The 13,034-nt window shown below is 38.3% G+C and carries 12 protein-coding genes and 1 pseudogene; all 13 read left to right on the forward strand.

Annotated features, from left to right (window positions below):
* The first annotated feature begins 100 nt into the window (after nucleotides 1-100).
* Nucleotides 101-1,402, forward strand: a complete 1,302-nt coding sequence (locus BZK24_RS03920) for a DUF2130 domain-containing protein (RefSeq protein ID WP_021175463.1) — start codon at nucleotides 101-103, stop codon at nucleotides 1,400-1,402.
* 43 nt (nucleotides 1,403-1,445) lie between these two features.
* Nucleotides 1,446-3,924: pseudogene (locus BZK24_RS03925) on the forward strand (AAA family ATPase).
* 11 nt (nucleotides 3,925-3,935) lie between these two features.
* A complete protein-coding gene (gene fmt / locus BZK24_RS03930; RefSeq protein WP_077656636.1) occupies nucleotides 3,936-4,847 on the forward strand; it encodes a methionyl-tRNA formyltransferase in 912 nt (303 codons plus the stop codon).
* On the forward strand, nucleotides 4,844-5,482 hold the full coding sequence (locus BZK24_RS03935) for a biotin--[acetyl-CoA-carboxylase] ligase (protein ID WP_077656637.1): 639 nt from the start codon (nucleotides 4,844-4,846) through the stop codon (nucleotides 5,480-5,482). Before fmt ends, BZK24_RS03935 begins: the two co-directional genes overlap by 4 nt.
* Before the next feature lie 5 nt (nucleotides 5,483-5,487).
* Nucleotides 5,488-6,279: a chromosome partitioning ATPase Soj gene (soj, locus tag BZK24_RS03940; protein ID WP_001890591.1), complete on the forward strand. Its 792-nt coding sequence runs from the start codon at nucleotides 5,488-5,490 to the stop codon at nucleotides 6,277-6,279.
* A 3-nt stretch (nucleotides 6,280-6,282) separates the two neighbouring features.
* Nucleotides 6,283-7,155 carry a ParB/RepB/Spo0J family partition protein gene (locus tag BZK24_RS03945; RefSeq protein WP_077656638.1) on the forward strand — a complete coding sequence of 291 codons (873 nt, stop codon included), beginning with the start codon at nucleotides 6,283-6,285 and terminating at the stop codon, nucleotides 7,153-7,155.
* Between the two features lie 109 nt (nucleotides 7,156-7,264).
* On the forward strand, nucleotides 7,265-7,699 hold the full coding sequence (locus tag BZK24_RS03950; RefSeq protein WP_077656639.1) for a FoF1 ATP synthase subunit B': 435 nt from the start codon (nucleotides 7,265-7,267) through the stop codon (nucleotides 7,697-7,699).
* A gap of 3 nt (nucleotides 7,700-7,702) precedes the next feature.
* Nucleotides 7,703-8,218, forward strand: a complete 516-nt coding sequence (locus BZK24_RS03955; protein ID WP_000480445.1) for a F0F1 ATP synthase subunit B — start codon at nucleotides 7,703-7,705, stop codon at nucleotides 8,216-8,218.
* Nucleotides 8,219-8,761, forward strand: a complete 543-nt coding sequence (locus tag BZK24_RS03960) for a F0F1 ATP synthase subunit delta (RefSeq protein WP_077656640.1) — start codon at nucleotides 8,219-8,221, stop codon at nucleotides 8,759-8,761.
* A gap of 22 nt (nucleotides 8,762-8,783) precedes the next feature.
* Nucleotides 8,784-10,295 carry a F0F1 ATP synthase subunit alpha gene (gene atpA, locus BZK24_RS03965; protein WP_077656641.1) on the forward strand — a complete coding sequence of 504 codons (1,512 nt, stop codon included), beginning with the start codon at nucleotides 8,784-8,786 and terminating at the stop codon, nucleotides 10,293-10,295.
* 14 nt (nucleotides 10,296-10,309) lie between these two features.
* Nucleotides 10,310-11,215, forward strand: a complete 906-nt coding sequence (gene atpG, locus BZK24_RS03970; RefSeq protein WP_000002184.1) for an ATP synthase F1 subunit gamma — start codon at nucleotides 10,310-10,312, stop codon at nucleotides 11,213-11,215.
* Between the two features lie 32 nt (nucleotides 11,216-11,247).
* Nucleotides 11,248-12,648, forward strand: coding sequence for a F0F1 ATP synthase subunit beta (atpD, locus tag BZK24_RS03975; protein ID WP_001874324.1), 1,401 nt, complete (start codon nucleotides 11,248-11,250; stop codon nucleotides 12,646-12,648).
* Nucleotides 12,649-12,658: 10 nt separating this feature from the next.
* Nucleotides 12,659-13,030 (forward strand): ATP synthase F1 subunit epsilon, encoded by a 372-nt coding sequence (gene atpC, locus BZK24_RS03980; protein WP_001196332.1) that lies wholly within the window; start codon nucleotides 12,659-12,661, stop codon nucleotides 13,028-13,030.
* The last annotated feature ends 4 nt before the right edge of the window (nucleotides 13,031-13,034 follow it).

Raw genomic sequence — 13,034 nt, forward strand, 5'->3', positions numbered from 1 at the left:
TGTATTAGTTAGATGCTGAACTTATTGGATAAAACCTGCTTAAGTTAAATTGATCCCATTCTGTTATAAAATATAAAAAATCAAATCTTAAAGGAAAATCATGCAAGAAAATCAAACCATTCCTTTTAAATGCCCCGAGTGTCAAGCGCCAATTAATGTGAGTGAAGCGCTATACAAACAGATTGAGCAAGAAAATCAAAATAAGTTTTTAGCCCAACAGAAAGAGTTTGAAAAAGAAGTGAATGAAAAAAGAGTGCAGTATCAAAGCTATTTCAAAAATTTAGAACAAAAAGAAGAGGCCCTAAAAGAGCGAGAGAGGGAACAAAAGGCTCAATTTGATGATGCGGTCAAACAAGCGAGTGCTTTAGCTTTGCAAGATGAAAAGGCTAAGATCATTGAAGAAGCCAGAAAAAACGCTTTTTTAGAGCAGCAAAAAGGCTTGGAATTGTTGCAAAAAGAATTAGAGGAGAAGTCCAAACAAGTTCAGGAATTGCACCAAAAAGAAGCGGAAATTGAAAGGCTAAAAAGAGAAAATAACGAAGCAGAGAGCCGATTGAAAGCGGAAAATGAAAAAAAATTGAATGAAAAATTGGATTTGGAGAGGGAAAAAATAGAAAAAGCTTTGCATGAAAAAAATGAATTGAAATTCAAGCAGCAAGAAGAGCAATTAGAAATGTTAAGAAACGAGTTGAAAAACGCTCAAAGAAAGGCAGAATTAAGCTCACAGCAATTCCAAGGCGAGGTGCAAGAATTAGCGATTGAAGAGTTTTTGAGGCAAAAATTCCCCCTAGATAGTGTTGAAGAAATCAAAAAAGGGCAAAGAGGGGGCGATTGCATTCAAGTGGTGCACACTAGGGAATTTCAAAATTGCGGGAAAATTTATTATGAGAGCAAACGCACTAAAGAATTTCAAAAAGCTTGGGTTGAAAAGCTTAAAAGCGACATGCGAGAGATTGGGGCTGATGTGGGGGTCATTGTGAGCGAAGCACTGCCTAAAGAGATGGAGAGGATGGGGTTATTTGAAGGGGTGTGGGTGTGTTCGTTTGAAGAGTTTAAGGGGTTGAGCGCGGTGTTAAGAGAGGGGGTTATTCAAGTGAGTTTGGCTAAAAAGAGTCAGGAAAATAAGGGCGATAAAGTGGATTTGCTCTATCGTTATTTGACAAGCTCTGAATTTTCTATGCAAGTGAATGCGATTATAGAGGGGTTTGAACAATTGAGAGCGGATTTAGAAAGCGAAAAACGCGCGATGGCTAGGATTTGGAAAAGCAGGGAAAAACAAATTGACAAAGTGTTTGAGGGCACGATTAACATGTATGGCTCTATCAAGGGCATTGCGGGTAATGCGATAGGGCAAGTGAAAGCGTTAGAGCTTGGGTATGATGGGGAAGATTTAGAAGATTAGTTTTAGTGGTGTGCGTTGAGATAATATTATATTAGGAGAAAATATGGGCAATAAAGATCATAGTAAAGGTTCAAGTTGGCATAAATGGGATTTGCATGTGCATACGCCATATACATATTCAAATAAGGAGTATCAATGTTGTGAAGAGGAGTTTATACAAAAACTATGCGATAGCCAAATTGATTGTATTGGATTAACGAACTATTTTAAGTTTAATGAGAAAGAATTTGATTTAAAAGAAAAAATAGAAAAGAAAGACATCAAGGTTTTTATAATTTAGAAGTTAGGCTGGATTATCAAAATAAGGAAGATCAGTGTTTGGATTTCCATATTATTTTTTCAGATAAGGTTACACAACAAGAAATAGACAATTTTTTAAGGAATGCAGATGCCAATGTTGGTGGAACTGAGAAAAAACTTGCAGATTTAGAAAAAGATGATTTTGATAAAGCGGTAGTTAATTTTGATCAATTGTTGGAATGTTTAGAGAAAGAGTCTTTAAAATTGAGAGGAAAGTATTTATTAGGGTTTTTATCAAGAGGGCATGGCAGTATTGAATGTGAGTTTCTTGAAAAAGGTGGTCGCAATGAGACTATCTATCAAAAAATTATTAATAAGTCGCATTTTTTAATCCACTCATCAAATAACCAAGAAAATCTTAAAAAGGATAGAGAATTTTGGCTTAAACATAACAAACCTCTCTTACAGAGTAGCGACGCCCACCAAGAGGAGCAAATAGGGCAAAAATACACTTGGATAAAAGCAGAAAAAGCCTTTGAGGGGTTAAAACAAATTATTTATGAGCCAGAAACAAGAGTGAGTATTAACGAAAATAAACCTCAAGATCCTTTGTATAAGATAAATAGTGTAGGAGCACTTTATTGCAATTGATAGCTTCAGCAATTAAAGAGGAAAGTTTTGTTAAAGGCTTAAAACATGAAACTATTAAAAAATATATAGAGATACAGCCAAATATAAACATAGTGGATAGCGTAGAGTATTTAGCTCAAAATGAAGTAGAGGAATTTGCTACTAATGTTTCAAAATTCACAGAGGCTATTTTTAACCGAATAGATAGCAAGTCAAGTGGAACACTTAAGGAGTTAGAAAAGCAAATCAAAGAAAGCATTGAAAAATTTGATGAGCAAATTAGATATTGGCAAGAAAAGACCAAACTAGAAGAACAACTAAAAGAGAGCGAAAAAATAAGAAAGAAATACCAAAGCATTATAGATGCTTTTACAGATAAAAACTATTTGGACAAAAAAGACAAATTGCAAAAAAAACACAAAGCACTAATTGATTTAGAACAATTTAAAGTGGGGTTTTGGACTTTTATTGAAGAATTAAAACGGGTTGTGAATTTTAATTCAAAAGAAAACATGGAAGAAAAAAATAGCTATGATAAAGTCTATAACCAACTCAAACAAAATATTTGTAAGAAACTTGAACAGATAGATATAAATATAAAAAACGGGTGTTTTAAAAGCGATGAGGAGAACATAAGAACGCTAAAAACAGAACACGAAGCATTGAGCCAAGAGATTGGGGAATTTCTTAAAGAAAAAGGCGTGAGCGATGAAAGTATAGGAGATATTAGAAACGCTAACTACCATTTGGCAAACATAAAAATGGATATTAATGGTTTAGAGCATGAAATAAAAGAAATTGCTAACAAAATAGAGGGTTTTTCTTATGGAGATATTGATAAAAATATTGAAGAATTTAAAGATCAAATCAATGAGAAATTAAGCAAAATCAATTCGGCTTTTGAAGAAATTTCAAAAAATCACAAAGAAGTGAAACCAATTACCATAGAATATCGTTTGAATGAAGATATTTTTGAAGAGGTTTTTGAGGATTTTGATAAGTTGGTGGATAAGGGTTTTAATACCCAAAGACACCAATCAAAAATCAAGGAATATTTAAAAGAAATTGAATTAAAAAATGTTACAGGTATGCAACACGCAGAATTTATAGAAAGGCTTGATAGTCTAATTGAAAATAAAAAAGCGGCATTTTATGAAACCATGAAGGATATATTTGATAGAGAAATTCATTTTCAAATCTATCGGCTTCTCATTCTCAAACATTTAAGGAATGTTGAAAAATATAAAATTTTTGAAGTCCGTTATGACAAAAGAGTTTTAAACAAGACTTCCTTTGGGCAAAAATGCACTGCTGTATTGGTTGTCCTTTTATCTTTAGGGAATAACCCCATCATCATTGATGAGCCAGAAGCGCACTTGGATAGCACCTTAATCGCTAATTATTTAGTTACTTTAATTAAAAAGCAGAAACAAAAAAGACAAATTATTTTTGCCACCCATAACGCTAATTTTGTTTTGAACGCTGATGCAGAGCTAATTATTCAGTTAAAAAATGAGAATAATAAGATAGTTGCGCAGTCTTTTATGATTGAGAGCGATGCATATAGAGATGATTTATTGAAATTAGAGGGGGGCGAAGAAGCTTTTAAGAATAGAGAAAGAAAGTATGGTATTACAAAAGATAAAAATTAAGGGTTGGTAACATGCGCATCGTATTTATGGGAACGCCGGGGTTTGCTGAAGTGATCTTAAGGGCGTTAGTTGGAGATAAAGACATAGAAGTGGTGGGGCTATTCACTCAAAGGGACAAACCTTTTGGGCGCAAAAAAGAATTGAAAGCCCCAGAGACTAAAACATACATTTTGGAAAATCATTTAAATATCCCCATTTTCCAGCCGCAAAGTTTGAAAGAGCCTGAAGTTCAAATCTTAAAAGACTTGAAGCCTGATTTTATCGTGGTAGTGGCTTATGGTAAGATTTTGCCTAAAGAGGTTTTAGCCATCGCTCCTTGCATCAATTTGCATGCGTCGTTATTGCCTAAATACAGGGGGGCTTCGCCCATTCATGAGATGATACTCAATGATGATAAGATCTATGGCATAAGCACCATGCTTATGGATGTGGAGTTGGATAGCGGGGATATTTTAGAAAGTGCTTCTTTTTTGAGAGAAGATTATTTGGATTTAGACGCTTTAAGTTTAAAATTAGCGCATATGGGAGCAACTCTACTTCTTTCAACGCTCAAAAATTTCTCTTCCATCACAAGAAAGCCTCAAGATCACATGCAGGCTAGTTTTTGTAAAAAAATCACCAAAGCCGATGGTTTAGTGGGTTTTAAAGACGCTAAAAATTTGTTTTTAAAATCGCTTGCGTTTAAATCTTGGCCAGAAATCTTTTTAGAAAGTAACCTTAAGCTTTTAGAAGTGGGGTTGGTGGAGAATGAAAAGAGCCACAAGGAAGGCGAGATTTTAGAAATTGATGAAAAAGGCGTTCTTGTGGGTTGTTTGAAGGGTAGCGTGCGTATAGCAAGGTTGCAAGCGGTGGGTAAAAAGCCTTTGAAAGCGAAGGATTATTTGAATGGCAAGCGTTTGAAAATAGGCGGTATTTTGGCATGAGACAATGTGAAAAAAGGGTTTTTGATAGTTTGCCTTCCACGCAAACTTATCTTTTAGAAAAACTTAAAAACGATGCACTCAAAGCCCCTGTTTTGATTGTGGCTAAAAACCAAAGCGCTGGGATAGGCAGTAGGGGGAATATTTGGGAGGGCACAAAAAGCGCTTTGACTTTTTCGCTCGCTTTAAACGCAAGCGATTTGCCTAAAGATTTACCCATGCAAGCGAACGCTTTGTATTTGGGGTTTTTATTTAAAGAAGTTTTAAAAGAATTAGGCTCTCAAACCTGGCTTAAATGGCCTAACGACTTGTATTTAGGGGGTCAAAAAATAGGGGGCGTGCTGGTTAATGTTTATAAAGGCATGCGGGTGTGCGGCATTGGCGTGAATAGGGTTTCAAAGAAATGGGCATGTTTAGATATTGGCGCGAGCGACGATTGGATTATAGAGGGCTTTTTAAAAAAAATAGAAGAAAATCTTTTTTGGGGGGAAGTTTTAAGTAAGTATGCGTTAGAATTTCACAGAAGCAACTCTTTTAGCTTCCATAATGATTGCAATGAAGCGGTGAGTTTGAAAGATGCGGAATTGTTAGAAGACGGCCGCATTTGTATTAAAGGTAAGATTTATGATAGGATGTGAGTATGATGAGTGAAATCATTGCAGTGGCTAATCAAAAAGGGGGTGTGGGCAAAACGACAACAGCGGTTAATTTATCGGCTTCTTTAGCGGTGCATGAAAAAAAAATCTTGTTGATTGATTTTGACCCTCAAGCCAACGCCACTTCAAGCTTGGGTTTTAGGCGCGATAAAATTGATTATGATATTTATCATGTGCTGATTGGCCGTAAGCAAATTTCTCAAGTGATCTTAAAAACCCAAATGCCTTTTTTGGATCTAGTGCCTTCTAATTTGGGTTTGGCCGGGTTTGAAAAAACCTTTTATGACAGCCAAGATGAGAATAAACGAGGCGAGCTCATGCTCAAAAACGCCTTAGAGAGCGTGGTGGGACTTTATGATTATATCATTATTGATTCCCCGCCAGCTCTAGGGCCTCTCACGATCAATTCGCTTTCAGCAGCCCATTCGGTGATCATTCCTATCCAATGCGAATTTTTCGCCCTTGAAGGCACTAAATTATTGCTCAACACCATTAGAATGCTGCAAAAAAGCACGAATCCTAAGCTCAAAATCAGAGGTTTTTTACCCACAATGCATGTCCCTCAACTCAATTTGACAAAAGGGGTTTTAGCGGAATTGTTCAAGTATTTTGACTCAGAGTTTTTTAGAGATTCAGCTACAGGAGAGTATATTATGATCCCTAAAAGCGTGAAACTAGCGGAATCGCCTAGTTTTGGTAAGCCCATCTTGCTCTATGATATTAAATCTAATGGCAGTATCGCTTATCAAAAATTAGCTCAAAGCATTCTTCAAGGGTAGCATATGGCAAAAAATAAAGTGTTGGGTAGGGGTTTAGCGGATATTTTCCCTGAAATCAATGAAGTGTATGAGCAGGGGCTGTATGAAAGAGCGAATCGGGTTGTGGAGCTTGGTATTGATGAGGTGATGCCCAATCCTTACCAGCCCAGGAAGGTCTTTAGCGAAGATTCTTTAGAAGAATTAGCGCAATCCATTAAAGAACATGGTTTGTTGCAACCGGTTTTGGTGGTGAGTGAGAACGGGCGTTACCATTTGATCGCCGGTGAAAGACGCTTAAGAGCGAGCAAATTGGCTAAAATGCCTACGATTAAGGCGATTGTTGTGGATATTGGGCAAGAAAAAATGCGTGAAGTCGCGTTGATTGAAAATATCCAGCGAGAAGATTTGAATCCCCTAGAGTTGGCTAGATCATATAAAGAATTGCTTGAAAGCTATCAAATGACTCAAGAAGAGCTGTCTAAAATCGTTAAAAAATCCCGAGCCCATGTGGCTAATATCATGCGTTTATTGACGCTCTCTTCTAAGGTTCAAAACGCTCTTTTAGAAGAAAAAATCACTTCAGGGCATGCAAAAGTCTTGGTGGGTTTAGATGAAGAAAAACAAGAATTGATCTTAAATTCCATCATAGGGCAGAAACTCAGCGTGCGCCAAACAGAAGATTTAATGCGTGATTTTAAAATAAACGCAAATTTTGACAATAAAAAACATGGTTTCAAGGAAACCCAAACGCTTATTGCTGAAGATGAATTAGAGCGCTTTAATCAAAGTTTGTGGGATCGTTACAAGCTTAAAGCGGCTTTGAAAGGGAATAAAATCATTTTACGATGTTATGAAAATTCTCTTTTAGAGGCTTTTATGAAAAAAATGATGTCTTAACGCTTGAATATCCTCAAATTTTAAGCGATTTTTTGTTAGGATAGAGTTAATGTTTTTATAACAAATGCGAGTTTCAAATATTTTTAGGTTTTTAGGAAAGAAATAGGCTATGAATATATCGGTTAACCCCTATTTAATGGCGGTTGTTTTTATAGTGTTTGTGTTGTTGTTGTGGGCGATGAATGTTTGGGTGTATAGGCCTTTGTTGGCTTTTATGGATAACAGACAGGCAGAGATAAAGGATAGCTTGGCTAAAATCAAAACGGATAATGCCCAAAGCGTGGAGATTGGCCATCAGATTGAGACTATTCTTAAAGAAGCTGCTGAAAAGCGCAGAGAAATGATAGCAGAAGCGATTCAAAAAGCCACAGAGTCCTATGACGCTGTGATCAAGCAAAAAGAGAACGAACTCAATCAAGAGTTTGAAGCGTTTGCAAAGCAATTACAAAATGAAAAGCAAGTCTTAAAAGAGCAGTTGCAAGCGCAAATGCCGGTATTTGAAGACGAGTTAAACAAGCGTGTGGCTATGGGTTTAGGGAGTTGATGGATGTTTTTAGTTAAAATGGTGTTAGGGTTTTTGATCCTTTTAAGCCCTTTGTGCGCTACTGGATTGGATATTTCACAAACAGATATTATAGAGCGTTCTTTAAATTTCCTTTTATTTGCGGGGATTTTGTGGTATTTTCTGGCTAAAAAACTGCGTTCATTTTTGCGCTCCAAAAGCCTTGAAATCTCCAAACGATTAGAAGAGATTCAAGCCCAACTCAAGGTGAGTAAAGAAAACAAGAAAAAACTCTTAAAAGAATTAGAGCAAGCCAAAGAAAAAGCGGAATTAATCATTTCTGATGCGAATAAAGAAGCTTACACGATCACGCAAAAATACGAATTGCAAACCAAAATGGATGTGGAAAATTTGATCAAAAATTCTAAGGCGTTGATGGATTTAGAAGTTAAAAAGATCAAAAGGGAGCTGGTTGAAAGCGTTTTTAAAGATCTAAGAGAGAGCAAAAAAGTCTCTTTCAATGCACAAGATTGCGTGAATATTTTGAAACAAAGGCTTTAAATGCAAGATTTAAAAGTGATCGCTAATCATTATACTAAAGCGTTGAAAAACCACACTAAAGGCGATTTAGCGTTATTGGAAGAAATCATTATGGGGCTTAAAAATGCAGTAGAAGCCATAAAATTGCACAAACTCAACCGGGTGTTAGCCCATGTTTCTTTAAAAGTGAAAAAAGAGATTGTGTTTGAAATCTTAGAAAGAATAACTTCCACAAAAGCATGTTCAGTGTTAAAGCCTGTAATGGAAGTGGTGTTAAAAAATAACAGGCTTGAGATGCTAGAATTGATCACCGAAGAGCTGTCTTTTGATTCTAAAAAGACTTTAGAAGCCACGCTTTTAGTCCCACAAAAGCTTGAAAATAATGAACTAGAAGCCGTGCAGCAAAAATTGCAAGCGCGTTTTAACGCTCCTATAGAAATCGCTCAAGACACTTGGTCTAAAAAAGGGGTTTCTTTGAGCGTTTCAAGCCTGGATTTAGAAATAGGCTTTTCTAAAGAAGATATTTTAAAGAAAATAGAAAAACAGGTTATTCAATCTATTTAATCAATCTAAGGAGATAAAGATAATGTCCCAACTAAAATTGGAAGAAATCAGCTCGGTTATTGAAGAAAAAATCAAGAATTTTGAACTTGATTGCGATATGGCTGAAGTAGGAAAAGTCGTTTCATACGCTGATGGTGTGGCTAAGGTTTATGGCTTAAATGGTGTGATGTCGTATGAAGTGCTGGAGTTTGAAACAGGGGATAAAGGCGTTGCGGCTAACTTAGAAGAAGATAGCGTTGGCGTGATTGTATTTGGTTTTGGCAACAATATTAAAGAGGGGGCTAGCGTTAAGCGCACGAAGAGTTTGATGAAAGTTCCTGTGGGCGATGCGGTTGTGGGGCGTGTGTTGAACGCTTTGGGTGAGCCTATTGATGGCAAGGGTGAGATAGAAACGAATGAGTTTAGCCTCATCGAGCAAAAAGCCCCGGGCATTATGGACAGAAAATCGGTGCATGAGCCTTTGCAGACGGGCATTAAAGCCATTGATGCGTTGGTGCCTATTGGGCGCGGGCAAAGGGAATTGATCATTGGGGACAAGCAAACCGGTAAAACCACCGTAGCGATCGATGCGATCATTAACCAAAAAGGGCAAAATGTGATCTGTATCTATGTGGCTATTGGGCAAAAAGAATCCACTGTCGCGCAAGTGGTCCGCAAATTAGAAGAATACGGAGCGATGGAATACAGCGTCGTGATCAACGCTTCGGCTTCCGATTCAGCTGCGATGCAATATTTAGCCCCTTATTCAGGTGTGGCTATGGGGGAATACTTTAGAGATCATGCCCGCCATGCCCTAATCATTTATGATGATTTGAGTAAGCATGCTGTCGCTTACAGAGAGATGTCTTTGATTTTGAGAAGACCCCCAGGTAGGGAGGCTTTTCCTGGAGATGTGTTTTATATCCACTCACGGCTTTTAGAAAGAGCGGCTAAACTTTGCGATGAAAAGGGTGCGGGTTCTTTGACCGCGCTCCCTATTGTGGAAACTCAAGCGGGCGATGTTTCAGCTTATATCCCTACGAATATCATTTCTATTACAGACGGGCAAATTTTCTTAGAAACGGATTTGTTTTATTCAGGGATCCGCCCGGCTATTAATGTGGGCTTGTCGGTTTCAAGGGTTGGAGGGGCCGCTCAAATCAAAGCGACCAAGCAGGTTTCAGGGACTTTGCGCCTGGATTTAGCGCAATACAGAGAGTTGCAAGCCTTCACGCAATTCGCTTCTGATTTAGATGAAGCGAGTAAAAAGCAATTAGAAAGGGGGCAACGCATGGTAGAAGTGTTGAAACAAGCCCCTTATTCGCCCTTGCCTATTGAAAAGCAAGTGGTCATTATTTATGCTGGGGCTAAAGGCTTTTTAGATAGCGTGAGCGTGAAAAAAGTCGTGGATTTTGAAGAACAACTGCACCCTTTCTTGGAAGCAAAATACCCCCAAGTTTTAGAAGAGATCCACACTAAAAAAGTGCTAGATAAGGATTTAGAAGCCATGCTAAGAAAAGTCTTAGAGGAATTTAAGCTCACTTATAGCGAGTAGGAGACGGCTAGAATATGGCGAATTTAAGAGACATTAGAAAGAAAATTGGAAGCGTTAAAAACACGCAAAAAATCACGCATGCGATGAAACTCGTTTCCACTTCCAAGCTAAGAAAAGCTGAAGAAGTTGCAAGAAATTCCAGAGCGTATGCACTGAAACTAGACGCTGTGTTTGATGATGTGCTATCCAAGATGAAAAATCAAGGGATTGAAGACATTCAAAGCAAGTATTTTAGGGAACTAGAAAGACTTGAAATCAAAAAAGTGGATATTATTTTTATCACAGCCGATAAGGGGCTTTGTGGGGGCTTTAACACCAATACCATTAAAAAAGTTTTAGCATGCACGAATGAATACAAAGAAAAAGACATTAAAGTGCGTTTGCGCGGTATTGGTAAAAAGGGTAATGAGTATTTTAGCTTTAACGGGATAGAGGTTTTAGACAAGATCAATAATTTGAGTTCTATGCCTAATTATGAACGCGCGCAGGAATTCATGAAAAAAGTGGTAGAGGATTATTTGAGTGGGAAAACCGATAAGGTGATCATCATTCATAATGGCTTTAAAAACATGATCACTCAAGAAATAAGAGTCAAAACAATTTTGCCTATTGGGTATAAAATCATCCACCAAAACCCCCAGCCTAGTGAGACGCAAGAGACCATTACCAGTGAGCCAAGCGGGAGTGAAGATGAAATTTTAGACTCTTTAGCAGAAAAATATGTGGAGTATAGTTTATACTACGCTTTGATTGATTCTTTGGCCGCAGAGCATAGCGCTAGAATGCAGGCTATGGATACAGCGACGAATAACGCTAAAGACTTGGTTAAGACTTTAACCATTTCTTATAATAAAGCCAGACAAGAGGCGATTACGACCGAGCTAGTAGAAATCAATGCTGGTGTAGAAGCCCTAAAATAAAAATTACATTAAAATAAGGAGCGATGAAAGCGATGGAAGGTAAAATCATTCAGGTTTTAGGCCCTGTGGTAGATGTGGAATTTGAATCCTATCTGCCGGCGATTTTTGAAGCGTTAGACATTAATTTTGAAGTCAATGACACTCAAAAATCTTTAGTTTTAGAGGTGGCAGCCCATTTGGGCGGTAATCGGGTGCGAGCGATTGCTATGGATATGACAGAAGGCTTAGTGCGTAACCAAGTGGTGAAGGCTCGTGGCAAAATGATTGAAGTGCCTGTGGGCGAAGAAGTGTTAGGGCGTATTTTTAATGTTGTGGGCGAGAGCATTGACAATTTAGAGCCGCTTAAGCCGTCCTTAACTTGGCCCATTCACAGAAAAGCCCCTAGTTTTGAGCAGCAAAGCACTAAAACAGAAATGTTTGAAACCGGTATTAAAGTCATTGACTTGCTCGCACCTTATTCTAAGGGCGGTAAAGTAGGCTTGTTTGGCGGGGCTGGCGTAGGGAAAACGGTGATCATTATGGAGCTTATCCACAATGTGGCTTATAAGCATAACGGGTATTCGGTGTTTGCAGGTGTGGGGGAGCGCACCAGAGAAGGGAACGATCTGTATTTTGAGATGAAAGAAGGGGGTGTTTTAGACAAAGTCGCACTGTGCTATGGGCAAATGAATGAGCCACCAGGCGCAAGGAACCGCATCGCATTCACCGGCTTGACGATGGCGGAGTATTTTCGTGATGAAAAGGGCTTAGATGTGTTGATGTTTATTGACAACATCTTTAGATACGCTCAAAGCGGTGCGGAAATGAGCGCGCTATTAGGCCGTATCCCTTCAGCCGTAGGGTATCAGCCCACGCTAGCCGGGGAAATGGGGAAACTTCAAGAGCGTATCGCTTCCACTAAAAATGGCTCTATCACTTCGGTTCAAGCGGTGTATGTGCCAGCAGATGACTTAACTGACCCAGCTCCTGCTTCGGTGTTTGCACATTTGGATGCGACTACGGTGTTGAATAGAAAGATCGCTGAAAAAGGGATTTATCCTGCAGTTGATCCTTTGGATTCTACTTCAAGGATTTTAAGCCCTCAAATGATTGGCGAGAAGCACTATGAAATCGCCACCGGTATCCAGCAAGTTTTGCAAAAATACAAGGATTTGCAAGATATTATTGCGATTTTGGGATTGGACGAATTGAGCGAAGAGGATAAAAAAACGGTTGAAAGGGCCAGAAAAATTGAGAAGTTTTTATCCCAGCCGTTCTTTGTGGCTGAAGTGTTTACAGGAAGTCCCGGTAAATATGTAACCCTTCAAGAGACTTTAGAGGGCTTTGGAGGGATTTTAGAAGGTAAATACGATCATATTCCTGAAAACGCGTTTTACATGGTGGGCAGCATTCAAGAGGTTTTAGAAAAAGCTAAAAACATGAAAAATTCCTAAGGGTTTTGTGATGGCTTTGTTGAAAATTAGTGTGGTAGTTCCTGAGGGGGAAGTTTATACAGGAGAGGTTAAAAGCGTTGTGTTGCCAGGAGTTGAAGGGGAATTTGGGGTGCTTTATGGGCATAGCAACATGATTACTTTGCTTCAAGCGGGAGTGGTTGAGATTGAAACTGAAAACCAAAAAGAACACATTGCTATCAATTGGGGCTATGCGGAAGTTACTAATGAACGGGTGGATATTTTAGCCGATGGAGCGGTCTTTATTAAAAAAGGATCGGATGACAGAGACGATGCTATCTCTAGGGCTAAAAAGCTTTTAGAAGACGCGAGCTCTGATAGGTTAGCGGTTTCTAGCGTGCTCGCTAAGATTGAGTCTCTTTAAGGGG

The organism is Helicobacter pylori, from assembly GCF_001998165.1.
GTDB lineage: Bacteria > Campylobacterota > Campylobacteria > Campylobacterales > Helicobacteraceae > Helicobacter > Helicobacter pylori_DL.

Coding starts and splice junctions, on each gene's coding strand:
- BZK24_RS03920 (WP_021175463.1), top strand. CDS start 101: ATGCAAGAAAATCAAACCATTCCTTTTAAATGCCCCGAGTGTCAAGCG.
- fmt (WP_077656636.1), top strand. CDS start 3,936: ATGCGCATCGTATTTATGGGAACGCCGGGGTTTGCTGAAGTGATCTTA.
- BZK24_RS03935 (WP_077656637.1), top strand. CDS start 4,844: ATGAGACAATGTGAAAAAAGGGTTTTTGATAGTTTGCCTTCCACGCAA.
- soj (WP_001890591.1), top strand. CDS start 5,488: ATGAGTGAAATCATTGCAGTGGCTAATCAAAAAGGGGGTGTGGGCAAA.
- BZK24_RS03945 (WP_077656638.1), top strand. CDS start 6,283: ATGGCAAAAAATAAAGTGTTGGGTAGGGGTTTAGCGGATATTTTCCCT.
- BZK24_RS03950 (WP_077656639.1), top strand. CDS start 7,265: ATGAATATATCGGTTAACCCCTATTTAATGGCGGTTGTTTTTATAGTG.
- BZK24_RS03955 (WP_000480445.1), top strand. CDS start 7,703: ATGTTTTTAGTTAAAATGGTGTTAGGGTTTTTGATCCTTTTAAGCCCT.
- BZK24_RS03960 (WP_077656640.1), top strand. CDS start 8,219: ATGCAAGATTTAAAAGTGATCGCTAATCATTATACTAAAGCGTTGAAA.
- atpA (WP_077656641.1), top strand. CDS start 8,784: ATGTCCCAACTAAAATTGGAAGAAATCAGCTCGGTTATTGAAGAAAAA.
- atpG (WP_000002184.1), top strand. CDS start 10,310: ATGGCGAATTTAAGAGACATTAGAAAGAAAATTGGAAGCGTTAAAAAC.
- atpD (WP_001874324.1), top strand. CDS start 11,248: ATGGAAGGTAAAATCATTCAGGTTTTAGGCCCTGTGGTAGATGTGGAA.
- atpC (WP_001196332.1), top strand. CDS start 12,659: ATGGCTTTGTTGAAAATTAGTGTGGTAGTTCCTGAGGGGGAAGTTTAT.